Origin of the sequence: Bradyrhizobium australafricanum, from assembly GCF_020329495.1 — a bacterium.
In the GTDB taxonomy this organism is placed as follows: Bacteria; Pseudomonadota; Alphaproteobacteria; order Rhizobiales; family Xanthobacteraceae; genus Bradyrhizobium; species Bradyrhizobium australafricanum.
The window spans coordinates 114,129-135,125 of record NZ_JAGKJL010000017.1; the positions used below are offsets into that span (position 1 = coordinate 114,129).

Sequence of the window (20,997 nt, forward strand, 5' to 3'; positions counted from 1 at the left end):
GGCTACCCGCGGGGTCGGGTACGGCTGCGAATCAGGCCGAGCCGGCCCGGCCGGCTGCCGCCAAATTAGGCGAACTGGAACCCAGCCCCCACCCAAGCATTGAAAAGACTAGGTTTTTCCAGCGCGCCGCGTAGGAACCCTGCGCCCCCTATCGGGTTGGCTTTGGCTGCGGCTTTGGTGTAATGCTTCCAGTTCTATGGGCATTTGAGAGTGGCGGGCAGCCCGACTTTTCGGGCGGCATGCATCTCAAATGGTTCGACAAAACTGAACCGGGACGGGTGAAGAGCGACCAAGGTGATGCATATCACGTGGTCCAATCCGGAGTGAATCTAGGCTTACAACCAGGCACCGGCCTGCCGGGGCGGCACCCAGTGTCTGGCATTCGCTGCGCGGTGTGCGCGCCATCCCATCTCGCGTCGGGCGGTTCGTTCCGACAGGCAAAAATTGGAAATTCGCTGTGACCACATTTAGTAAGACGCCGCTTCTTGACACTATTCACACGCCGGATGACCTGCGCAAGCTGAAGGTCGAGCAGGTGCAGCAGGTTGCCGACGAGCTGCGCCAGGAAACCATCGACGCGGTGTCGGTGACAGGCGGCCATTTCGGCGCCGGCCTCGGCGTGGTCGAACTGACCACCGCCATCCACTACATCTTCGACACCCCGCGCGACCGCCTGATCTGGGACGTCGGCCACCAGGCCTACCCGCACAAGATCCTGACCGGACGCCGCGACCGCATCCGCACGCTACGCACCGGCGGCGGCCTCTCCGGCTTCACCAAGCGCACCGAGAGCGACTACGATCCGTTCGGCGCCGCGCACTCCTCGACCTCGATCTCGGCCGGCCTCGGCATGGCCGTGGCGCGCGATCTCTCCGGCGGCAAGAACAACGTTATCGCCGTGATCGGTGACGGCGCGATGTCGGCGGGCATGGCCTATGAGGCGATGAACAACGCCGGCGCGATGAACTCGCGCCTGATCGTGATCCTTAACGACAACGACATGTCGATCGCGCCGCCCGTCGGCGCGATGAGCGCCTATCTGTCGCGCCTCTACTCCGGCAAGACGTACCGCTCGCTGCGCGAGGCCGCCAAGCAGATCAACAAGCGCCTGCCGAAGATCCTCGCCAACCGCGCCAACCGCGTCGAGGAATATTCCCGCGGCTTCATGATGGACGGCGGCACGCTGTTCGAGGAACTCGGCTTCTACTATGTCGGCCCGATCGACGGTCACAATCTCGACCATCTGCTGCCGGTGCTGAAGAACGTCCGCGACATGGAGACCGGCCCGATCCTGGTTCACGTCGTGACCCAGAAGGGCAAGGGCTACGGCCCGGCCGAAGCCTCCGCCGACAAGTACCACGCCGTGGTCAAGTTCGACGTCGCGACCGGCACCCAGGCCAAGGCCAAGCCGAATGCGCCGGCCTACCAGAACGTGTTCGGCCAGAGCCTCGTCAAGGAAGCCGAGAAGGACGACAAGATCGTCGCCATCACCGCGGCGATGCCGTCGGGCACCGGCGTCGACATCTTCAACAAGGCGTTCCCGGACCGCACCTTCGACGTCGGCATTGCCGAGCAGCACGCGGTGACCTTCGCCGCCGGCCTCGCCACCGAAGGCTACAAGCCGTTCTGCGCGATCTATTCGACCTTCCTGCAGCGCGGCTATGACCAAGTGGTCCATGACGTCGCGATCCAGAGCCTACCGGTCCGCTTCGCGATCGACCGCGCCGGCCTGGTCGGCGCCGACGGCGCGACGCACGCGGGTTCGTTCGACAATGCGTATCTCGGCTGTCTGCCGAACATGGTGATCATGGCCGCCGCCGACGAGGCGGAACTGGTCCACATGGTGGCGACGCAGGTTGCGATCAACGATCGTCCGAGCGCGCTGCGCTATCCGCGCGGCGAAGGCCGCGGGATCGAGATGCCGGAAGTCGGCGTTGCCCTCGAGGTCGGCAAGGGCCGCATCATCCGTGAGGGCAAGAAGGTCGCGCTGCTGTCGTTCGGCACCCGTCTCGCCGAGTGCGAGAAGGCGGCCGACGAGCTCGCCGCCCACGGTCTCTCCGCCACGATCGCCGACGCGCGCTTCATGAAGCCGCTCGACGAAGAAATGATCATGAAGCTCGCGCGCGACCATGAGATCCTGATCACGATCGAGGAAGGCTCGATCGGCGGTTTCGGCTCGCATGTCATGCAGTTCCTGTCGGACAACGCCATGCTCGACAGCGGCATGCTCAAGTTCCGCTCGATGATCCTGCCCGACGTGTTCCTCGACCACGACACGCCGGCGGCGATGTATGCCCGCGCCGGTCTCGACGCCAAGAGCATCGTTGCCAAGGTGTTCGAAACCCTCGGCAAGGACTACAAGGCCGAGACCGTCAAGCTCGCCTGATCGCGACGGGCGGCGCTCACTGGAGCATTTTCGGTTCTGATTGAATCAATCAGAACCGAAGCTCCAGGTTCTCACTCGAAAACGCACCAGCCCCGGCACGTCCATGAAGATCTATCTGGCAGGTCCTGACGTGTTCCTGCCGGATGCCGTGGAGATCGGCCGCCGCAAGGCGGAGGTTTGCGCCTATCACGGGCTGACCGGGCTATATCCGCTCGACAACAGCATCGATCCCACCGCCGCCCGCGCCTCGCTCACCATCTTCAAGGGCAACGAGGCGATGATGGAGTCTGCCGACGCCATCATCGCCAACTTGACGCCGTTTCGCGGCCCCAGTGCCGACGCAGGCACGGTTTACGAACTCGGCTACATGGCGGGACGCGGCAAACTGTGCCTCGCCTATTCCAACGATCCCACGTCCTACGCCAATCGCGTGGCGCGGCTCAGTCAGGTCGTGCCGGCATCCGACGGACGCTTGATCGATGCGGAGGGGCTGACGGTGGAAGAGTTTGGATTGCCGGACAATCTGATGATGATGCACGCGCTCGACCTGCACGGCAGCCCGCTGGTGACCCCGCGCGAGCCGTCGGCCGACCTCTGGCACGACCTCACCTCCTTCGAGGCCTGCGTGCGGCTCGCTGCCGCGCAGCGCCGGCAGGCGGCGAAGTGACCAGAGCGGGCGACAACGACAACGACGCATCCGCAGGCAAGCGCATCGACGTGCTGCTGGTGGAACGCGGCCTGTTCGAAAGCCGGGCCCGGGCGCGCGCCGCCATCGACGCCGGCCTTGTCACCGCCGACGGCAAGCAGATCGCGAAGGCGTCCGAGATCGTCGCACCGGGCGCGGCACTCTCGGCCGAGCCGGCGCATCCCTATGTCTCGCGCGGCGGCGTCAAGCTCGCCGGCGCGCTCGAGCACTATCCGATCGACGTCGAGGGCCATGTCTGCCTCGATGTCGGCGCCTCGACCGGCGGCTTCACCGAAGTGCTGCTTGCCAACGGCGCAAGCCTCGTGTTCGCCATCGATGTCGGCCACGGCCAGCTGCATCCCTCGCTGCAGGGGCATCCGAAGATCGTCTCCATGGAGGCGACCGACATCAGGAGTTTCGAGGGCAAGCGCCTGCCGGCGCGGCCCGACATCGTGGTGATCGACGTCAGCTTCATTTCGCTGAAGCTGGTGCTGCCGGTGGCGCTGTCGCTGGCGGCAGCTCCGATGCATCTTTTGGCACTGATCAAGCCGCAGTTCGAGGCGGCGCGCAAACACTCCAAGCGCGGCATCATCCGCAACGCGATGGTGCACCAGGAGATCTGCGACGACATCGCCGCCTTTGCCGCCTCGCAGGGCTGCACCGACATCCAGGTGTTCCCGTCCTCGATCCCGGGCGGAGACGGCAATATCGAATTCTTCCTCGGCGCGCGCCGTGGCTGAGCTTCTCACCATCGACCATGTCGGCCACCGCGGCGACGGCGTCGCGATCGAGGGATCGCAATCGATCTTTGTGCCTTATGCGCTAGCCGGCGAAACGGTCGAGGTCGACGACGTCCCGGGCAATCATCCCGACCGGCGGCGGCTGCTGCGGATCGCGCAGGAAAGCCCCGAGCGCATCGCGCCGTTCTGTCCGCATTTCGGAGTCTGCGGCGGCTGCGCGATCCAGCACTGGAACGAAGCGCCCTACCATGCCTGGAAGCGCAACATCGTGGTCGAGACGCTGGCGCAGGCGAAGATTGCGGCGGACGTCACACCGCTGATCGATGCCCATGGCGCCGGCCGTCGGCGCATCACGCTGCACGGGCGCATGGGCAGCCATGAGGTCCTCAAGGTCGGCTACGCCGCGGCAGGTTCGCACGACATTGTCCCGGTCGATCGCTGCCCGATCCTCGATCCTGTGCTCGACGGCGCGCTCGAGGCGGCCTGGGCCACCGCCGAGCCGCTGATCGCGATCGGCAAGCCGCTCGACATCCAGGTGACCGCGACCGTCAACGGCCTCGACATCGACGTGTGCGGCTCCGGCGCGCTGCCGACCAGCCTGATCACCACTTTGTCGCGCGTCGCGGAGAAGCACCGGCTGGCGCGGCTGACACGCCACGGCGAGCTGGTGCTGCAGCGTGCCTCTCCCGAGATCGCGATCGGAAAGGCGAAGGTCGTGCTGCCGCCCGGCTCGTTCCTGCAGGCGACCGTCAAGGGCGAGGAGACGCTGGCCGCGCTGGTTCGCGAGCATTGCGGACGCGCCAAGCATATCGCCGACCTGTTTTGCGGCGTCGGTCCGTTTGCGCTGCGCCTCGCGGAGAAGGCGCGGATCGCCGCCTTCGACAGCGACACGGGTGCGATCACCGCGCTGCAGAAGGCCGCGCAATCGACGCCGGGGCTGAAGCCACTCAAGGCCGAGGCGCGCGACCTGTTCCGCCGCCCCTTGATGCCGCAGGAGTTGCGCGACTACGACGCCGTCGTGTTCGATCCGCCGCGGCAGGGCGCGCAGGCGCAGATCACCCAGCTGGCGGCGAGCAAGGTGCCGGTGATCGTCGCGGTGTCCTGCAACGCCGCGACGTTTGCGCGCGACGCGAAAATCCTGATCGACGGCGGCTACAAGATCGCAGCCGTCACGCCGGTCGATCAGTTCCGCCACACCCCGCATGTCGAGCTGGTGGCGCAGTTCGCGCGCTGACAGGACGGAGCGGCTATCGCTGAGCGCGGGCAGTCTCGCTATAGTCTGCGCTTCATGTCCGACGATCCGCTGCTCGCACGCACCATTCCCGTTCTTGCCGCCGTACCGGGCGTCGCCGCCATCGTGCTCGGCGGCTCGCGGGCGCGCGGCACGGCGCATGACACCTCCGACACCGATATCGGCCTCTACTATCGGGATGGCGCCGCGCCGGATATCGATCGGCTGCGCGAAGCTGTAACGGGTCTGGTCGACGATCCTGCTGCTGCGCATGTCACGCCGGTCGGCGAATGGGGATCGTGGATCGTCGGCGGCGCCTGGCTCACGATCGGCGGCCGCAAGGTCGACCTGCTCTACCGCAGCATCGATCAGGTCTCCGCTGTCATCGATGCTTGCCGGAACGGCGAGATCGGCATGCACTACCAGCCGGGCCATCCGCACGGCTTCTGCTCGGCGATCTGGATGGGCGAGGTCGCGCTGTGCCGTGCGCTGCACGATCCCGACGGCCTCGTCGCGGCGCTGAAGGCAAGGACCGCGCCCTACCCGCCGGCCCTGCGCGATGCGCTGATCCGGCGCTTTCAATGGGAAATCCTGTTCAGCATCGAGAATGCCGAGCTCGCCGTGCCGCGCGGCGACAGCACGCATATCGCCGGCTGCGCCTATCGCGCGCTGGCCTGCATCGCGCAGGTGCTGTTTGCGCTGAACGGGGCGTATCTGATCAACGAAAAGGGCGCGCTGGCGCAGGCCGCGAATTTTCCGGTGACGGTTCGCGGCCTCGCTGGCCGCGCCGCGGAGATCTGGCGGCAGATCGGCGCGACCGAGCATGCCGCCGCGTTGCAAACGTTGCGTTTACTGGAAAACGAGCTTGAGAAGCTGTTGCTCAATACCTAGCCGTATTGCAAAATGCGCTACATCACTATAGATATTCGCGATGGAGTAATCTCCGATGCCCCGGACGATCCGACACAAAGATCACCCGCTTTCGATGCGGCTGCCCGACGCCGACATCGCCATCATCGACAGGGCGGCAACGCTGCGCGGCCGCTCGCGAACGGATTTCGTCCGCGAGGCGGCCGTGCGCGCCGCCGAGGATGTCTTGATGGAAACGGTCCCGATCCGCATGAGCTCCGCAGGTTTCAAGGCCTTCATGACGGCAATGGCCGGACCTGCCAAACCCGTACCGGAGATGCAGGAGCTGCTTCGGCGTGCCGCACCGTGGGAGAAGTCCGGTTCGAAGAAGAGGAGCTGAGGCTTGGCCATTTCGGGGCCCGAGCCACTGACGTCGGCGCATGATGTAGCGTCATTCTCTTGTGGCAAGTCGTCGCTCGACCGCTGGCTGAAGACGCGGGCGCTCTCAAATCAGGAGAAAGGCTTCACCGCGGTTCTGGTCGTCCACGAAGGTAATCGCGTGGTTGGCTACTACGGTCTCGCGCCGACCGCGATTGTACCGACGAGCCTGCCGCGTTCGATCCGAACCGGTCAACCGCCCGATCCCGTACCCTGCCTGCTGTTGGGGCAACTTGCGACGGACCTGAACTGGATTGGCAGGGGAGTCGGCACCGGCCTGCTCAAACACGCGCTGCAACGCTGCGTTACCGCCGCTGGATTGATTGGCGGCCGAGCATTGATCGTGAATGCCGTGGATGCTGAGGCGGCGACTTTTTGGCAACGACGTGGATTCATACCGTCCAAAGATGATCCGCTGATCCTGTTCCGATCGATCGCAGATATCGCGGCCTCGTTGTAACCGCCGCTACCGCCCCCAGCGGTCCTGCCAGATCTTCTCGCCGATCAGGCAATTGACCCGCGGCTCCTTCTCGGCGGTCCGCATGATCGGGCGCTCGGGGGTGCGGCCGGCGACTTCGAGCAGCAGCTTGGTGCGGATCGCCTCCTTGAACTTCTCACGATCCTTGATCGTCACCACGAAGGAGCCCGGTCCGCCGATCACGCAGTCTTCGTAGTAATAGTCGAGATTCTCGATATCCATCGTCGAGTAGGACGGTTCCTTCACCATGATCGGCAGACCGTTGATGACGATGCCCTTGTCGAGCGCCGCGTCGCGCGCGGGCGTGATCGGCGTTCCGTTGTTGTTGGGCCCGTCGCCGGAAATATCGATCACGCGGCGCAGGCCGCGATGCGGATTCTCGTCGAACATCGGGATCGCGAAATAGATCGCGCCGGAGATCGAGGTCCGCGAGGCGCGGCGCACCGGTGTCTTCATGATCTCGGCGGCGACCGCATCGGCGGATTCAGGGCCGTCGATCACCCGCCAGGGGATGATGATCTTCTGATCGTTGGAGGCGGCCCATTCGAAATAGGTGATCGAGATCTTGCCGTTCGGACCGGCCTTCAGCGCCTGCAGGAAGTCCTTGGAGACGATCGCCTGCGCATAGCCCTCGCGCTGGATCGCGAGCTCGTCCATGTCCATCGAATAGGAAACGTCGACCGCGATGATCAACTCGATGTCGACGCTCGGTGTGGATTCCTTTTCAGCCAGGCGATGGCCGGGCTGGGTTCCCGGGCCGGGCGCGGCAACACCGGCCACATCGCCGCTGGCCAACATGCCCGCGACAAGCACCGCTCCGATCGAGACATACCAGCGCATTGCGGCCCTCCCGTCGTATGAGTGTCATCGTGACACGCAATTCAGGCGGCGAAAAGCGCAGATATCAGCTGTCCTTCACATTCAGGTTAGACGTCCACATTCGAGTCAGACTTGGCTTGCCTCGAATGCGGCAACGCGCGCCGTGCCGTTGCCGCAATGACGCCGTGCAAATCGAACGGTTCCAAGGCGCGCCTGAAGTCGGTATTCTTACGGGGCAATCGCGAGGGAGTGCGATGCCAGATACCGTCGTCAAGCCGAAAACCAGGACCAAGACCAAGGTCGAGCAGCCGCGCCTGCACAAGGTGATCCTGGTCAACGACGACTACACGCCGCGCGAATTCGTCGTCACCGTGCTGAAGGGTGAATTCCGCATGACCGACGACCAGGCCTACAAGGTGATGCTGACTGCGCACCAGCGCGGCGTCTGCGTCGTCGCTGTCTTCACCAGAGACGTCGCCGAGACCAAGGCGACGCGGGCCACTGACGCCGGCCGCGCCAAGGGCTATCCGCTGCTGTTCACCACCGAGCCCGAGGAATAGCGCGCCAGCGCCAGATTGCCACAGGCCTTGCCGCCAATTTTAGCGATCGCGGCGACCGGTGCTTTAGGGATCGCATGGCATGAACGCGGCATGTCCGTCGCGCTGCGCCAACAACTGTCCCTGCGGAAGACCCGCCCGGAGACCTCGTTCGGGCCATTTCGCCCGTTGCCCGCCCTGCCCTGGCTCATCATGGCGGCGGCGCTGCGGATCGTCGGCTACGGCAATCTCGGCCTGATCGTGCCCGCGCTGGCGCTTGCCAACGCTTGCGTGCTGCTCGCCTTCTTCGCGACGGCGCGGGACTCGATCCAGGCTGCCGGAGGCCGATCATCGCTCGGCGAATTGACGCTGGCCGAGCAGATCAGACTGTCGCTGTCGATCCTGTGGCGGATCGTGCTCGTGATGATCGTGGCGGCACTCGGCACCGCCGCGATCGGCTTCTCGTCGTTTGCGCCGTATCTGTTGTCGGGCCTCGACGGCATGGCCTTCGATCAGGTTACCCATCTCGGCCGGTTCTGGAGTGCGGCGATCGCGGCGCTGGTGCTGCTGATCATCGTCAATGCGGAAAGCAATGGCGGTCGCGTCGCGCTGTTTGCCGCCGTCAAGGACCTTGGCCGGCACGCGCTCTGGCTTGGCGCGGCGGTGCTCGTGCTGGGCACGATCAACGTTGCGCTGGGCTACGGGCAGGCGCTTGTGCGCACCGCGATCTGGCACTTCTGGCAAATCTCGATGGTGGACCAGCCGCTCAAGAACCTTATCTACGTCGTCTTCATCTTCAGCTTCGCCATGCTGCGGCTGTGGATCACGCTGTCGATCCTGACCTTCGGCCTGAAGCAGTCTTACGCCCGCGGCGGCTAAGGCGCGATGAGATTAGGTTGAATCGTCATCGCGCCTTAGCTCTTTGTTTGAGCATGATCTTTTCGGAAAACCGCTTCGCACTTTTCCGGATCATGCTTTAGCTCGCAGCAGCGACCGGCGCCTCGTCGTACAGGCCGTAGACTCGTTCGGCCTTGGCAAATCCCGCGATCGGAAACTCGCCGAGATCGCTCCAGCCGCCGTCGCTGATGCCGGCGAAGCGCTCCGAGGCCACCACGGTGCGGCCGAGACGGCCGGCGATCTTCTCCAGCCGCGCGGCGAGATTGACCGCCGGACCGATGCAGGTGAAGTCGAGCCGGTTGCCGCCGCCGATATTGCCATAGAGCACGCGCCCGAGATGCAGCGCGAGGCCGAAGCGGAAGCGTTCGACGGCATCGCCATTGGCGAATTGCAGCGCCTCGACGCCGGCGCGGGACGCGCGCGCGGCTTCCAGCACACGTGAGCAGACCTGCACCTCGTCGCCGAGATATTCGTCGACCGGGAACACCGCGAGCAGGCCGTCGCCCATGAATTTGAGCACTTCGCCGCCATGGTCGCGGATCGCGGTGACCTGGCAATCGAAGTAGAGGTTGAGGATCTCTACCACCGTCTCGGCCGGCAAGCGGTCCGACAGCGCGGTGAAGCCGCGCAGGTCCGACAGCCAGATCGCGGCATCCATCGTATCGGCATGGCCGCGCCGGATCTGGCCGCCCATGATGCGCTCGCCGGCACGGTTGCCGACATAGGTGTCAAGCAAGAGCGAGGCGGTGCGGCGCAGGGTGATGATCTCGATATAGCGCGCCAATGGCACGGCGATCGACCGGATCGCATCGAGCTGCTCGTCGGTGAAGCCGCCCGGCTGCCTGGTGGTCCAGCTCGAGGCATTGACGAAGCCGTCCGTATAGACCAGCGGCACGGCGATGTAGTCGGTGACGCCTTCGGCCTGCAGGTCCACGACGATCGGAAACCGGGCGCTTGCGGGATCGTCGAGCCGCGCGCGGACTTCAACGCCCTGCCTGAACACGGTCGACAGCGGGCTGACGGCAAATTCCGGGGAGTCCAGTATGTTGTGATCGACGGTGCCGGTTTCGACCTCGGCGCCGGGCTTCCAGAAGAAATGGCGGCCGTAGATCTCCGGATGCAGCGTGCGCACGAAGACGCCGATGCGCCACAGCGGCAGGCCGGCCCGCACCAGCCGCTCGCAACATTCCGCCATCATCTGCGGCGGGGTCGGCGCCGACCGCGCGCCGCCGATCATCCACTCGATGATGTCCCGAAGCTCCGACGCGTTCATGGCATTCCCCCAGGGCGGTCTGGTGACCGCCACTATATAAGGGATCAGCGCCCGGTCTGCCCGCGGTCGCGCAGAAAATGATCGGCCAGCACGCAGGCCATCATGGCCTCGCCGACCGGCACCGCCCGGATGCCGACGCAGGGGTCGTGGCGGCCCTTGGTCAGGATGTCGGTATCGGCGCCCTTGCGGTCCACGGTCCGGCGCGTGGTCAGGATCGAGGACGTCGGCTTGACCGCAAAGCGCACCACCACCGGCTGCCCGGTCGAGATGCCGCCCAGCACGCCGCCGGCATGGTTGGACAGGAAACGCGTTCCGTTGTTGCCGGTCCGCATCTCGTCGGCGTTCTCCTCACCCGACAATTCGGCGGCGCCGAAGCCGGCGCCGATCTCGACGCCCTTGACCGCGTTGATGCTCATCATCGCTGCCGCCAGGTCGCTGTCGAGTTTGGCGTAGATCGGCGCGCCGAGGCCGGCCGGCACGCCCTCGGCGACGACCTCGATGACGGCGCCGATCGAGGAGCCGCTCTTCCTGATGCCGTCGAGATAGCTTTCGAAGAACGCCGCCTTGTCCTTGTCGGGACAGAAGAACGGGTTGTTCGCAATCTCGTCCCAGTCCCACTTCTCGCGATCGATCTTGTGCGGTCCCATCTGCACCAGCGCGCCGCGCACCTTCACCCCAGGCAACACCTTGCGCGCGATCGCACCGGCCGCGACGCGGGTCGCGGTCTCGCGCGCGGAGGAGCGTCCGCCGCCGCGATAGTCGCGCAGGCCGTATTTCGCTTCATAGGTGAAGTCAGCATGGCCGGGCCGGAACTTGTCCTTGATCTCGGAATAATCCTTCGAACGCTGATCGGTGTTCTCGATCAGCAGCGCGATCGGCGTACCGGTCGTCACCTGCGCGCCGGTTTCCGGATGCGCCATCACGCCGGACAGGATCTTTACCGCATCCGGCTCCTGGCGCTGGGTGGTGAAGCGCGACTGGCCGGGGCGGCGGCGGTCGAGGTCGTGCTGGATCTCCTCCACGGTCAGGGGGATCAGCGGCGGGCAGCCGTCGACGACGCAGCCGATCGCGACCCCATGGCTCTCGCCGAAGGTCGTGACGCGGAACATATGGCCGAAAGTATTGAAGGACATGGCGTGTCGTATCGCGCAGAGGCAGCGGGGTCAAACAGCCAGGCTGTCATTCCGGGGCGATGCGGAGCATCGAACCCGGAATCTCGAGATTCCCCGGGGCTCAATTGCGCCCCTGAGGTTCGCTTCGCGCCCCCGGAATGACAGTGCGAGTTAACTATGCTTCCGCAGGCCCGCCGCGCCGAACACATAGACCGCCCCCTGCTCGATAGTGAGCTCGGCGGCCGAGGCCGGCGTCTCGAAGCCGAGCGCCACCATCAGCGCCCGCGCCGTACCGCCATGGGCGACCGCGACCGTGTCCGACGTCACCGAGCGGTACCAGTCGGTCATCCGCGCCTGCACGTCGACATAGCTCTCGCCGCCCTCCGGCGACACCGTCCACTTCTCGGCCAGGCGGCGGGCATAGACGGCGGGGTCGGCGGCCTGCGCCTGCGCCAGCGTCGAGCCCTCCCACGTCCCGTAGCCGATCTCGCGCAGCCGCGCGTCGAGGGCGTAGTCGCCCGGCGGCAGGCCGAGTTCGGCGCGCACCAGCTCCATGGTGGCGCGCGCCCGGATCAGTGGGCTTGCGACGAACGGCAGCGTAGCCTTGTCACGGCCGTCGCGCGCGAGGAGATCGCCGAGGATGCGCCCGGCATGCGCCGCCTGGGCGCGGCCGCGCTCATTGAGGGCGATGTCCTGCACGCCCTGGAGCCGGCCTTCGGCGTTCCACGCGGTCTCGCCGTGGCGGATGTAATAGATCGTCGGTACCGGCATTCCCGTAACGGCTGGTCCCTGCTGCGCGAGAGGTCGGCCGCCTCAAGGCTTCCACGCTTCGAATTTTTTCGGCTCGGAGGTACACCAGCACTTCGGCCGGCGACAAGTCCAAATCGGCCGCAGCTTGGGCGGTATGCGCGCAGATCGGCGCAGACGGAATAGCCACGCCGCCAGGGTGTTATGTTGAACAAGGCGGCTATCGCCGAGACCATCGAAGACTGGGATGCATGACCGCGTTTCGTCAAAGTGTCGAAGCCATGATACCGGCGCTGCGTCGCTATGCGCGCGCGCTGGCGCGTGACACGGATATCGCCGACGATCTGGTGCAGGACACGCTGGTGCGGGCGCTGCGCTCGGAGCGGCTGTTTCTCGGCGGCGACGTCAGGAGCTGGCTCTACACGATCCTGACCAATCTGAACAAGAACCGCCGGCGCTCGCTGGCGCGGCGGCCGGCGTTCGTGCCGCTGCTCGATAACAATGCCGACGCCAGCGGCACCGAGGCCGAGGGACGCGACATCGAGCGCGCGCTGTCGACGCTGGTCGAGGAGCAACGCTCGGTGCTGCTGCTGGTGATGCTGGAGGGCATGAGCTACCGCGAGGTCGCCGACATCCAGGGCGTGCCGATCGGCACGGTGATGTCCCGCCTCGCCCGCGCCCGCGCCCATGTCCGGGCCTCGATCGAGGGCCAGCGCCCGGCGCTCCGGCGGGTGAAATGATAATGTGCGCGATGGCCGGCGTTATGCATGAACGATTTTCGAACAAGATTTGGCAGAGACGACTGATATGACCGACCCGAACATTCCCGTCACCGAAGACGAGTTGCACGCTTACGTCGACAACGAGCTGCCGGCCGAACGCCGCGGCGATGTCGAGGCGTGGCTTGCCGCGCATCCCGACGACGCTGCGCGGGTGCAGTCATGGCGTGCGATGGCCGAGACACTGCATGCACGCTACGACACCGTGCTGGACGAGGCGGTGCCGAAACGGCTCGAGCTCGAGCGGCTGGTGCGCCAGCCGCGCCGCTGGGTCTATGGCGCGGTGGCGGCGACGGTCATGGCCTTTGTCGCCGGTGGCGGCGCCGGCTGGATCGCGCGCGGAGCGGCGGCGACGCCGTCGGCCTTCCAGAGCTTCACGGTCGATGCACTCGATGCGCATCGGCTCTACGTGGTCGAGGTCCGGCATCCCGTCGAGGTGCCCGGCAGCGAGCGCGACCACCTGCAGCAATGGCTGACCAAGCGCTGCGGCTGGGACGTCCGCGCGCCGGAGCTGACCGGGCTGAAGCTGGTCGGCGGCCGCCTGCTGCCCGGACCGAGCGGCCCGGCGTCGTTCCTGATGTATGAGAGCACGTCAGGTGAGCGCTTCACGGTCTACACCGCCAAGACGAAGACCGAGGCGACCCAGATGCGCTACGCCGTGCAGGGCAGCGACGGCGCGCTGTTCTGGGCCGATCGGGGCGTCGCCTATGTCGTCAGCGGCGGCACCGATCGCACGCGCCTGACCCAGGTCGCGCAGGCCGTCTACGATCAGATGGAGAAGAGCGGCGGGTGATCTTCCGTAATTCTACGGAAGATCAGGTCGTCGAAATTGCGTCATTTCGAGCAAGTGAATCCAGCCTCACTCAGCGTCCCAATTCCGACATCGAAAACTTCGATTCGCGTCATCGACGCGTCTCATTATCGCACCGGATGCTCACGCGAAGATGATCCGCGCCCGATCCGCCGATCGGCGCACGCGGCCTCGATTGGGGTTTTGTGTACCGCGCTGGTCCCCCTCTCGAGGCCGCACTCCTTTTCCGTCATCCGGTCTGCACGCCGCAGACCTCGGACGGCCCGTCATCCTTTGTGACGCGCCCGCAATGCCCGCGTCTACCCCGATAGAGTCCGGGGTAGTTGCAGTTTCGCGTCTTCGCGTCTTTGGGGCGCGCTCTCGGCGGTCAGCCGAGATCGCTGCGCGGATTGTAGGGTTTTTGATCCCGCCACGTCTGCATCAATGCCTCAAGCTCGGCATCGTTCCCGTCGGGAAGGATGATGCGGGTCGTGACATAGAGGTCGCCGGTCGCGCCCGCCTTCGACAGCCCCTTGGCCTTGAGGCGGAAGGTACGGCCGCTCGAGGTGTTCTTCGGGATCGACAGTTCGACCGCGCTGCCGAGCGTCGGCACGCGGACCTTGCCGCCCAGCACCGCCTCGTAGAGGGTGATGGGCAGGTCGATCCTGAGGTCGTTGCCGTCGACCTTGAAGAACGGGTGCGGCGCGATCGAGATCGTGATCAGGAGATCGCCGGGCGGATGGCCTTGCGCGGTCTCGCCCTGCCCCTTCAGCCGGATCTGCTGACCCGCAGCAACCCCGGGCGGAATCTTGACGTTGAGCTCGCGGCCGGTCGGCAGGCGGACGCGCTTGTCGCCGCCCCTGACCGATTCCTCCAGCGACACCGTCATGGCGACCGACAGATCAAGGTCGACGCCGACCCCGCCGCCGTCAAACTCGAACGGACTGGCCCGGCCCGCGCGGCCGCCACCGCCGCGAGCGGCATTGCCGAACATGCTGTTGAGGATGTCCTCGAAGCTGCCGCCGCCCATGCCGCCGCCGGGCCCGGAGCGGAAACTGTACTCAAAGCCACCCGGACCGGCACGGCCGCCGGCACCGCCTCCGCCAGGGAAGCCCTGGAAGCGCGGCTTGCCTTCGGCATCGATCTCGCCGCGGTCGAACTGCTTGCGCTTGTCCTCGTCGCCGACGATCTCGTTGGCCGTGTTGATCTCCGCAAAGCGGGCCGCCGCCTTCGGGTCGTTCTTGTTGTTATCAGGGTGATGCTTCTTGGCGAGCTTGCGATAGGCGCTCTTGATCGTCGCAGCGCTGGCGCTCCGCTGCACCCCCAAGACCTCATAGGGGTCGCGCATCCGTCACGTCTCCTTCACGGGAAAAATCAGTCCTGGCCGGGAACCCGTCCGGGCCCACTTTGCCTTCATGTGGGGGCTCAGTGGCATTTTTGCAACTTAGCCCGGCTTCGCCGGAATTCTCAGGATTTTCTCCAGGGCTTCAGGCTATGGATTTCCCACCGCCCTTGTCCAGCCTTGCATGCGGCACCCTGCAGCCAGCTCTCGGTGGCTCCATTGACGTAGCTGGCAAGGAAATCCCGGCACGTCTTGCCGTCCTCGCCCGAATAGGCTTGGGCCAGCGGCGTCACCGAGCCGCGCGCGCCGGTTTCAGGATTTTCCCAGGGCTGGCTGGAATCCTTGTCGCCCTTGGTCAGCACGTCGGAGGCGGCATTGCGGGCGAAGGCGAGATCGCTGTCGGTCGGCATCACCGCATTGATCTGGGTCGGCCTGATCGAGCCCGTCACATCCTTGTCGTCCAGCTTGGCGAAGGCGTCGCTGCGCGACAGGCTGCAGCCGCTTGCGCCGACGCCGATCAGGATCAATGTCACCATCGCGCCTGCGGGGTGGATCGCCGATAGGCCAACGCGCCCCCATGCCCTATATAGGGCTAGTAACGCGCTTTCAGACGCGGGCGGATGCAAATCGGGACTCCTGACATGACCGACACGACCTCCATCAAACACCCGACACCGTTAACATCGGGTGATTTCACCGCGGCGGAGGAGCCGTTCGCCCTGTTCGCCGAATGGTTTGCGGAGGCGATCAAGTCCGAGCCGAACGATCCGAACGCGATGGCGCTTGCGACCGTCGATCCCGACGGCCTGCCCGACGTGCGGATGGTGCTGATGAAGGGCTTCGATGCCGACGGCTTCGTGTTCTACAGCCACATTGCGAGCGCCAAGGGCCGCGAATTGGCCGCAAATCCTAAGGCTGCTTTACTCTTCCACTGGAAATCGCTGCGCCGCCAGGTGCGCATCCGCGGGCCGGTCACGCCGGTGACCGATGCCGAGGCCGACGCCTATTTCGCCACCAGGCCGAAGCAGGCGCAGATCGGCGCTTGGGCCAGCAAGCAGTCGCAGCCGCTGGAGAGCCGCTTCGCATTCGAGCAGGCGATCGCCAAGACCGGTGCGAAATACGTCATCGGCGAGGTGCCGCGGCCGCCGGGCTGGAGCGGCTGGCGGATCACGCCGCAGCGCTTCGAGTTCTGGCACGACCGCCCGTACCGCCTGCACGATCGCATCGAATTCCGCCGCGACGGCGCCGGCAGCGCCTGGTCGAAGGTGCGGCTCTATCCCTGAAAGCTGCGACCGTCATGGCCGGGCGAAAGCGCGAAGCGCATCTTCGTGTAAGATGACCCGGCCAGCGACGTCTTGATCCCAAGTCATCCCAAGTCGTTCGAAGGCGTGGATGCCCGGCACGCCGCCGCGCATGACGAAAACGAAAGAAACCGTCGATGCCCCACCCATCCAATGCGCCGCGGCGCACGCTGCTTCTGACCGGCGCAAGCCGCGGCATCGGCCATGCCACCGCGATCCGGTTCTCGTCCGCCGGCTGGCGCGTCATCACCCTGTCGCGGCATGCGTTTCCCGAGGTCTGCCCCTGGGGCGCCGGGCCGGAAGACCATATCGAGGTCGACCTCGGCAGCCATGACGACACCGTTCGCGCGATCTCTGAGATCCGCAGGCGGCTCGAGAACGATGAACTGCACGCGCTGGTCAACAACGCCGCGATCTCGCCGAAGGCTGCGGGCGGCGGCCGGCTCGGCACCATGGACACCGACATCGAGACTTGGACCCACGTTTTCCACGTCAACTTCTTCGCACCGATCATGATCGCGCGCGGGCTGATCGAGGAGTTGAAACACGCCAAGGGCGCGGTGGTGAACGTCACCTCGATCGCCGGCTCGCGCGTGCATCCGTTTGCCGGCGCGGCCTATGCGACGTCGAAGGCCGCGCTCGCGGCGCTAACGCGCGAGATGGCATCGGACTTCGGCCGCGTCGGCGTCCGCGTCAACGCGATCGCGCCGGGCGAGATCGATACCTCGATCCTGTCGCCGGGCACCGAGAAGATCGTCGACCAGCAGATTCCGATGCACCGCCTCGGCACGCCGGACGAGGTCGCCAAGATCATCTACGTTCTCTGTACGGAGACCAGCTCTTACGTGAACGGTGCGGAGATCCACATCAACGGTGGTCAGCACGTCTGAGCTTGGGAAGAGCCGTATTTCGGGGAAGGAAGTTTTGAGGCGATCCCGGCCGCCGCCGCGGCCGTCATTGGGATTGCTTCACTTGCAGGCGTAACAAACGCAAACGAGGCTTCTGCCTCCGAGGCTTCGGCCTCTAGTCTGCGTAAAACCGACGCGACTTCTTCTTCTCGGGCTGCCGCAGCGCGACATCGTTCAGCGCGCTGGAGCATTCGTCTTCGTCCTCGCCATCCAGCAACGCAGCGCCACAGTAACGGCAAAGTCTCGGCGAGATCGCCTGCACCTTGCCTGCTGCGCGGTCCTGTTGATAGCGCGCAAAGTCGATGACGTTACGCCGTGGCGTTATGATCTTCTCAACCATTGCTGTCCTCCGGCTTCGAGGCGGGCGTTATCGCAGACAAGTTTCGCCCAAACGTTCAGCGCAACGCTCAAATTTTAGCAGAGGAAATAAGGCAGGAAGCGCGTCCCAAAACGCGACGCGTGGAACCGGTTTACAGCCACTTCTTCCACTTGAAGATCCAGTACGGCACGACAGCCGCGATCAGCATCAGCACCAGTGCATACGGATAGCCGTGCGCCCACTCGAGTTCCGGCATGATCTTGAAATTCATGCCGTAGATCGAGGCAATCAGCGTCGGCGGCATCAGCACTACCGCCATCACCGAGAACAGTTTGATGATGTTGTTCTGTTCCAGATTGACCACGCCGAGCATGGCGTCGAGCACGAAGGTGATCTTGTTGGAGAGATAGGAGGCGTGGTCGGTCAGTGAGGCCACGTCACGCTGCATGGTCTTGAGCTGCTCGCGCATGTCCTTGGACCATTTCACGCCCTCGACCACCGCGGAGAGGAAGGTGACGAGGCGGCCGATCGAGACCAGGCTTTCGCGAACCTTCGAGGTCAGGTCGCCCTTGCGGCCGATCGCGATCAGAATCTGCGAATATTGCTTGGCGTGGCCGTGGCGCTCGCTCTCCGGCTCGAAGATGTCGTGGGACACCTGGTCGATATCGGCCCCGCAGCGCTCCAGAATGTCGGCGCAACGGTCGATCACCGCGTCCAACAGTTCCATCAGCACCTGCTCGCCGGTGATGCTGGGGGAACAGGCGCGCGCCAGCTTGTTCTCGACCAGCGCGAACGGCTTCGGCAGGTCGTAGCGCACCGTCACCAGCCGATGACCGGTGAGGATGAAGGTCACCGCCGTGGTGCGCGGCATGTCGGTGTCGGACTGGCACATCAGCGTCGCGGTCATGTAGCGCGCGCTGTTCTCGATATAGAGGCGGCTGGAGATCTCGATCTCCTGCATGTCTTCCCGGGTCGGCACCGCGATCCCCGCGAGCTTCTCGACCGCCCGGTCCTCCTCAACGGTCGGATTCACCAGATCGACCCAGACCGCTCCCTCGGGCAGCGCGCCGAGGTCGGTCGCCGTGGCCTTCTTGAGCGAAAACTCGGACGGAACGAACACCGACAGCATCACGAACTCCACGAAACAGGGCTGGCAGGCCCCGCCGACTTAGCGCGATTCTGGGGGGCGCTTCATGACCGGGGTATTAACCGGGCATCCATACTTGTGGCGGCCAGGCGGCAGCGACGTGACGCCGACTCGTCGACCGTTGCCTGTTTGCACAAAAACCAACCCGGCACCAGAACAGTTGCGGCAAAAAAGCCACAGACAGCGTCCCGCGATGCGGGAAAGGCATCTAGACTCTGGGAATAATGGCACGTTTCGGCAATAATGCCGCTAATGGAATCGTGGCGTTTGGGGCGTAATAGTGGCGCTTTCGAGCGCGGATTTTCGATTGGAATGTAATCATGTCGTCGCTCAAAGTTACCCTCGGGATCCTGGCCGCGGGCCTGATGTTGTCGGGCTGCATGCAGGCCACAACCTATGAGGCAACCAACACCGCGAACTTCAAGCCGCGTGACAAGGAACTCCTGGCCAAGACCACCTACGTCAAGACGCCGGTCGCTGAACCGTTCCGCCGCGCCATCGTCGAGTATCACCGCAAGGAAGCCCCCGGCTCGATCGTGGTCGATTCCGACAACCACTACCTCTATTACGTGCTGAACGACGGCAAGGCGATCCGCTACGGCATCACTGTCGGCGAGGAAGCCATGGCCTGGTCCGGCATCGCCAAGGTCGGCAGCATGACCGAATGGCCGGCCTGGCACCCGACTCCCGGCGAAATCTCGCGCCTTGGCGTCCCGACCTTCGTGGCCCCGGGCCCGGACAATCCGATGGGCTCGCGCGCGATGTATCTCTATTCGGGCGGCAAGGACACACTGTTCCGCATCCACGGCACTAACCAGCCGGAATATATCGGCGCGTCGATCTCCTCGGGCTGCATCCGCATGACCAACGAGGACGTCATCGACCTCTACAACCGCGTCAAGCTCGGCACCATCGTCGTGGTGCTGGAGCCGAAGCACGGCGACTCGCCCTACAAGCCGCAGATGGCGCTGCAGGGCGGCGGCGGCACGACCTACTGATCCAATCGCAATCGCGATCAAAAGCGCCGGCTTTGCCGGCGCTTTTTTGTTGGCTGCGGTTTGGTCTCGGCGCTGCGGTCGGGCGCGGTCGCATCATCTGATTTTGTGGCGTCCGGCTTGCCGGTGCCAGACTTGCCGGTGTCAGACTTGCCGTGGTCAGCTTTGGATGTGTCCGCTTTCGGCGCGTCGGATTTGGCGGCGACCTCGCGCGGCGGCGCCTCTTCGGGGCGCTCGGCCGGCAACAGCGGCGCGACCTGCGGCAGCGGGTCGTCCACGTTCCACTGGCAGATCCGGTAATTGTTGCGACGCTCGATCAGGTCGAGATGGATGTGGTCCTCGTGGTACCAGTCCGAGCCCGGACCGAGCACCGTGGAGAAGCGGGCACAGACCGAATGCAGCACGGTCTCGCGCAAGGTCCGCGGCACGCTGCGGTCGGTCAGCGAGATCGACTTGCCGTTGGCGAGACCGAGCGCGCGGACGTCGAGCGCATTGGCGCGGCCGTGCTCGGAGAGCTGCGCTCCGGCGACCCGATTGCGGCCGCGGCACTCGAACGAGTCGAAATTGTCGAGATTGCTGATCCCGCCCCCGAGGTTCTGCGCGAGCGGCGCGATATCGGTGCGGACCCAGTCGGCGACCGCAGCAGCCATCTTGCAGCGGAGGATCGCGGCGGGCTTGACCGCGACCTTGCGCTTGTCCGCCAGCACGATCGCCTCGAGCCGCACCAGATCCTCGCCGCCGCAGCCCCCGGCGCCGTGGATATCCGGAATGCTCGGGGCGATCGCGATCTCCTCGGTCAGCGCCTGTCGGCAGGCCGAGAGCTGCGGCGCGGCGGGCTCGGCCGGCTTGGCGACATCAGCGGGCTTGGCCGTCTCGCTGGGCCTGGCCGCCTCGGCAGGCGCGGCCGGAGACTGCGTCCCGGCTGCGGGAGGTTCGGGCTCGGTTGCCGCCGGCGCGTGAGCTGCCGCAGGCGCCTGCGCCGGGCGCGGCTTCGGCAGCGGCACCGCTGAGCGGCGGACCGCCTTATGCGGCCTCTGCGGTCGGGTGCCGAACAGATCGTCCCACGGAAAGCTGGGCGCGCGGCGGGCGGCCTCGGCGGGGCCTGCTTGCATGCCAAGGCAAAGCAGCACGACGGCGGCGGTAACCATTGCCGCGCCCCCGCGACGAAACGCGCCAACAGGCCATTTTCGGCTTGCTTTCTCCGCGCTAAAGTTCATGTCAGTTC

At 65.4% G+C, this 20,997-nt stretch carries 23 protein-coding genes; 14 read left to right on the forward strand and 9 right to left on the reverse strand.

The features are described 5' to 3' along the window. Positions 1 to 457 precede the first annotated feature (457 nt). The 7 genes from dxs to J6525_RS17455 all read left to right on the forward strand — a co-directional run bounded on the left by dxs (position 458) and on the right by J6525_RS17455 (position 6,789). Entirely contained in the window at positions 458 to 2,386 is a 1,929-nt protein-coding gene (gene dxs, locus J6525_RS17425) for a 1-deoxy-D-xylulose-5-phosphate synthase (protein WP_050387827.1), read from the forward strand. A 103-nt stretch (positions 2,387 to 2,489) separates the two neighbouring features. Continuing rightward, on the forward strand, positions 2,490 to 3,053 hold the full coding sequence (locus J6525_RS17430) for a nucleoside 2-deoxyribosyltransferase (RefSeq protein ID WP_225645578.1): 564 nt from the start codon (positions 2,490 to 2,492) through the stop codon (positions 3,051 to 3,053). Then, positions 3,050 to 3,811 (forward strand): TlyA family RNA methyltransferase, encoded by a 762-nt coding sequence (locus J6525_RS17435; protein ID WP_092083618.1) that lies wholly within the window; start codon positions 3,050 to 3,052, stop codon positions 3,809 to 3,811. The genes J6525_RS17430 and J6525_RS17435 overlap by 4 nt, the downstream gene beginning before the upstream one ends. Next, positions 3,804 to 5,045, forward strand: a complete 1,242-nt coding sequence (locus J6525_RS17440) for a class I SAM-dependent RNA methyltransferase (RefSeq protein WP_225645579.1) — start codon at positions 3,804 to 3,806, stop codon at positions 5,043 to 5,045. Before J6525_RS17435 ends, J6525_RS17440 begins: the two co-directional genes overlap by 8 nt. A 54-nt stretch (positions 5,046 to 5,099) precedes the next feature. After that, complete coding sequence (locus J6525_RS17445) at positions 5,100 to 5,933, forward strand: nucleotidyltransferase domain-containing protein (RefSeq protein ID WP_225645580.1); 834 nt, start codon at positions 5,100 to 5,102, stop codon at positions 5,931 to 5,933. Positions 5,934 to 6,027: 94 nt separating this feature from the next. After that, complete coding sequence (locus J6525_RS17450) at positions 6,028 to 6,291, forward strand: type II toxin-antitoxin system TacA family antitoxin (protein ID WP_229159997.1); 264 nt, start codon at positions 6,028 to 6,030, stop codon at positions 6,289 to 6,291. A 3-nt stretch (positions 6,292 to 6,294) separates the two neighbouring features. Beyond that, complete coding sequence (locus J6525_RS17455; RefSeq protein WP_225645581.1) at positions 6,295 to 6,789, forward strand: GNAT family N-acetyltransferase; 495 nt, start codon at positions 6,295 to 6,297, stop codon at positions 6,787 to 6,789. Between the two features lie 6 nt (positions 6,790 to 6,795). Here the strand turns inward: J6525_RS17455 and J6525_RS17460 are convergent, their stop codons facing one another. After that, a complete protein-coding gene (locus tag J6525_RS17460; protein ID WP_028339506.1) occupies positions 6,796 to 7,647 on the reverse strand; it encodes a DUF1194 domain-containing protein in 852 nt (283 codons plus the stop codon). Positions 7,648 to 7,880: 233 nt separating this feature from the next. Here J6525_RS17460 and clpS point away from each other — a divergent pair, with 233 nt between their 5' ends. Further along, the gene (gene clpS / locus J6525_RS17465; RefSeq protein ID WP_225645582.1) at positions 7,881 to 8,186 is read left to right on the forward strand and encodes an ATP-dependent Clp protease adapter ClpS; all 306 of its coding nucleotides are present in this window, start codon (positions 7,881 to 7,883) and stop codon (positions 8,184 to 8,186) included. A gap of 90 nt (positions 8,187 to 8,276) precedes the next feature. Continuing rightward, positions 8,277 to 9,041, forward strand: a complete 765-nt coding sequence (locus tag J6525_RS17470; RefSeq protein WP_225645583.1) for a hypothetical protein — start codon at positions 8,277 to 8,279, stop codon at positions 9,039 to 9,041. Between the two features lie 97 nt (positions 9,042 to 9,138). On the opposite strand, the gene J6525_RS17475 is transcribed toward J6525_RS17470, so the two are convergent. The 3 genes from J6525_RS17475 to J6525_RS17485 form a co-directional block, all read right to left on the reverse strand. After that, positions 9,139 to 10,332 (reverse strand): adenylate/guanylate cyclase domain-containing protein, encoded by a 1,194-nt coding sequence (locus tag J6525_RS17475; protein ID WP_069278631.1) that lies wholly within the window; start codon positions 10,330 to 10,332, stop codon positions 9,139 to 9,141. A 44-nt stretch (positions 10,333 to 10,376) separates the two neighbouring features. After that, positions 10,377 to 11,465 carry a chorismate synthase gene (aroC, locus tag J6525_RS17480; protein WP_225645584.1) on the reverse strand — a complete coding sequence of 363 codons (1,089 nt, stop codon included), beginning with the start codon at positions 11,463 to 11,465 and terminating at the stop codon, positions 10,377 to 10,379. Between the two features lie 150 nt (positions 11,466 to 11,615). Then, positions 11,616 to 12,215 carry a histidine phosphatase family protein gene (locus tag J6525_RS17485; protein ID WP_225645585.1) on the reverse strand — a complete coding sequence of 200 codons (600 nt, stop codon included), beginning with the start codon at positions 12,213 to 12,215 and terminating at the stop codon, positions 11,616 to 11,618. Between the two features lie 227 nt (positions 12,216 to 12,442). Between J6525_RS17485 and J6525_RS17490 the strand changes: the two genes are divergently transcribed. After that, a complete protein-coding gene (locus J6525_RS17490) occupies positions 12,443 to 12,931 on the forward strand; it encodes a sigma-70 family RNA polymerase sigma factor (protein ID WP_016844579.1) in 489 nt (162 codons plus the stop codon). 67 nt (positions 12,932 to 12,998) lie between these two features. Then, positions 12,999 to 13,763 (forward strand): anti-sigma factor family protein, encoded by a 765-nt coding sequence (locus J6525_RS17495; protein WP_225645586.1) that lies wholly within the window; start codon positions 12,999 to 13,001, stop codon positions 13,761 to 13,763. A 385-nt stretch (positions 13,764 to 14,148) separates the two neighbouring features. Here J6525_RS17495 and J6525_RS17500 read toward each other — a convergent pair whose 3' ends face one another. Further along, a complete protein-coding gene (locus tag J6525_RS17500; protein WP_225645587.1) occupies positions 14,149 to 15,108 on the reverse strand; it encodes a DnaJ C-terminal domain-containing protein in 960 nt (319 codons plus the stop codon). Between the two features lie 119 nt (positions 15,109 to 15,227). Then, positions 15,228 to 15,638 carry an RT0821/Lpp0805 family surface protein gene (locus J6525_RS17505; protein ID WP_249796067.1) on the reverse strand — a complete coding sequence of 137 codons (411 nt, stop codon included), beginning with the start codon at positions 15,636 to 15,638 and terminating at the stop codon, positions 15,228 to 15,230. A 105-nt stretch (positions 15,639 to 15,743) separates the two neighbouring features. Here J6525_RS17505 and pdxH point away from each other — a divergent pair, with 105 nt between their 5' ends. Together pdxH and J6525_RS17515 are read left to right on the forward strand one after the other, a co-directional pair. Beyond that, positions 15,744 to 16,385 carry a pyridoxamine 5'-phosphate oxidase gene (gene pdxH, locus J6525_RS17510; protein WP_057015208.1) on the forward strand — a complete coding sequence of 214 codons (642 nt, stop codon included), beginning with the start codon at positions 15,744 to 15,746 and terminating at the stop codon, positions 16,383 to 16,385. Positions 16,386 to 16,540: 155 nt separating this feature from the next. Then, entirely contained in the window at positions 16,541 to 17,293 is a 753-nt protein-coding gene (locus tag J6525_RS17515; protein WP_018270354.1) for an SDR family NAD(P)-dependent oxidoreductase, read from the forward strand. Positions 17,294 to 17,426: 133 nt separating this feature from the next. On the opposite strand, the gene J6525_RS17520 is transcribed toward J6525_RS17515, so the two are convergent. Continuing rightward, a complete protein-coding gene (locus tag J6525_RS17520) occupies positions 17,427 to 17,651 on the reverse strand; it encodes a hypothetical protein (RefSeq protein WP_028334509.1) in 225 nt (74 codons plus the stop codon). A gap of 130 nt (positions 17,652 to 17,781) precedes the next feature. Continuing rightward, positions 17,782 to 18,759 carry a magnesium transporter CorA family protein gene (locus J6525_RS17525; protein WP_092083830.1) on the reverse strand — a complete coding sequence of 326 codons (978 nt, stop codon included), beginning with the start codon at positions 18,757 to 18,759 and terminating at the stop codon, positions 17,782 to 17,784. Between the two features lie 338 nt (positions 18,760 to 19,097). On the opposite strand from J6525_RS17525, the gene J6525_RS17530 reads away from it, so the two are divergent. Then, a complete protein-coding gene (locus J6525_RS17530; protein WP_057015206.1) occupies positions 19,098 to 19,775 on the forward strand; it encodes a L,D-transpeptidase in 678 nt (225 codons plus the stop codon). Positions 19,776 to 19,792: 17 nt separating this feature from the next. Here the strand turns inward: J6525_RS17530 and J6525_RS17535 are convergent, their stop codons facing one another. Then, positions 19,793 to 20,989 (reverse strand): extensin family protein, encoded by a 1,197-nt coding sequence (locus J6525_RS17535; protein WP_376708523.1) that lies wholly within the window; start codon positions 20,987 to 20,989, stop codon positions 19,793 to 19,795. Positions 20,990 to 20,997 lie beyond the last annotated feature (8 nt).

What these genes read in the sequence shown, in the direction of transcription:
- J6525_RS17495 (WP_225645586.1), top strand. Translation starts at nt 12,999, where the DNA reads ATGACCGACCCGAACATTCCCGTCACCGAAGACGAGTTGCACGCTTAC.
- J6525_RS17470 (WP_225645583.1), top strand. Translation starts at nt 8,277, where the DNA reads ATGTCCGTCGCGCTGCGCCAACAACTGTCCCTGCGGAAGACCCGCCCG.
- J6525_RS17505 (WP_249796067.1), bottom strand. Translation starts at nt 15,638, where the DNA reads ATGGTGACATTGATCCTGATCGGCGTCGGCGCAAGCGGCTGCAGCCTG.
- J6525_RS17485 (WP_225645585.1), bottom strand. Translation starts at nt 12,215, where the DNA reads ATGCCGGTACCGACGATCTATTACATCCGCCACGGCGAGACCGCGTGG.
- J6525_RS17535 (WP_376708523.1), bottom strand. Translation starts at nt 20,989, where the DNA reads ATGAACTTTAGCGCGGAGAAAGCAAGCCGAAAATGGCCTGTTGGCGCG.
- J6525_RS17430 (WP_225645578.1), top strand. Translation starts at nt 2,490, where the DNA reads ATGAAGATCTATCTGGCAGGTCCTGACGTGTTCCTGCCGGATGCCGTG.
- J6525_RS17460 (WP_028339506.1), bottom strand. Translation starts at nt 7,647, where the DNA reads ATGCGCTGGTATGTCTCGATCGGAGCGGTGCTTGTCGCGGGCATGTTG.
- J6525_RS17450 (WP_229159997.1), top strand. Translation starts at nt 6,028, where the DNA reads ATGCGGCTGCCCGACGCCGACATCGCCATCATCGACAGGGCGGCAACG.
- J6525_RS17490 (WP_016844579.1), top strand. Translation starts at nt 12,443, where the DNA reads ATGACCGCGTTTCGTCAAAGTGTCGAAGCCATGATACCGGCGCTGCGT.
- J6525_RS17530 (WP_057015206.1), top strand. Translation starts at nt 19,098, where the DNA reads ATGTCGTCGCTCAAAGTTACCCTCGGGATCCTGGCCGCGGGCCTGATG.
- J6525_RS17445 (WP_225645580.1), top strand. Translation starts at nt 5,100, where the DNA reads ATGTCCGACGATCCGCTGCTCGCACGCACCATTCCCGTTCTTGCCGCC.
- J6525_RS17520 (WP_028334509.1), bottom strand. Translation starts at nt 17,651, where the DNA reads ATGGTTGAGAAGATCATAACGCCACGGCGTAACGTCATCGACTTTGCG.
- J6525_RS17515 (WP_018270354.1), top strand. Translation starts at nt 16,541, where the DNA reads ATGCCCCACCCATCCAATGCGCCGCGGCGCACGCTGCTTCTGACCGGC.
- pdxH (WP_057015208.1), top strand. Translation starts at nt 15,744, where the DNA reads ATGACCGACACGACCTCCATCAAACACCCGACACCGTTAACATCGGGT.
- J6525_RS17525 (WP_092083830.1), bottom strand. Translation starts at nt 18,759, where the DNA reads ATGCTGTCGGTGTTCGTTCCGTCCGAGTTTTCGCTCAAGAAGGCCACG.
- J6525_RS17500 (WP_225645587.1), bottom strand. Translation starts at nt 15,108, where the DNA reads ATGCGCGACCCCTATGAGGTCTTGGGGGTGCAGCGGAGCGCCAGCGCT.
- J6525_RS17475 (WP_069278631.1), bottom strand. Translation starts at nt 10,332, where the DNA reads ATGAACGCGTCGGAGCTTCGGGACATCATCGAGTGGATGATCGGCGGC.
- aroC (WP_225645584.1), bottom strand. Translation starts at nt 11,465, where the DNA reads ATGTCCTTCAATACTTTCGGCCATATGTTCCGCGTCACGACCTTCGGC.
- clpS (WP_225645582.1), top strand. Translation starts at nt 7,881, where the DNA reads ATGCCAGATACCGTCGTCAAGCCGAAAACCAGGACCAAGACCAAGGTC.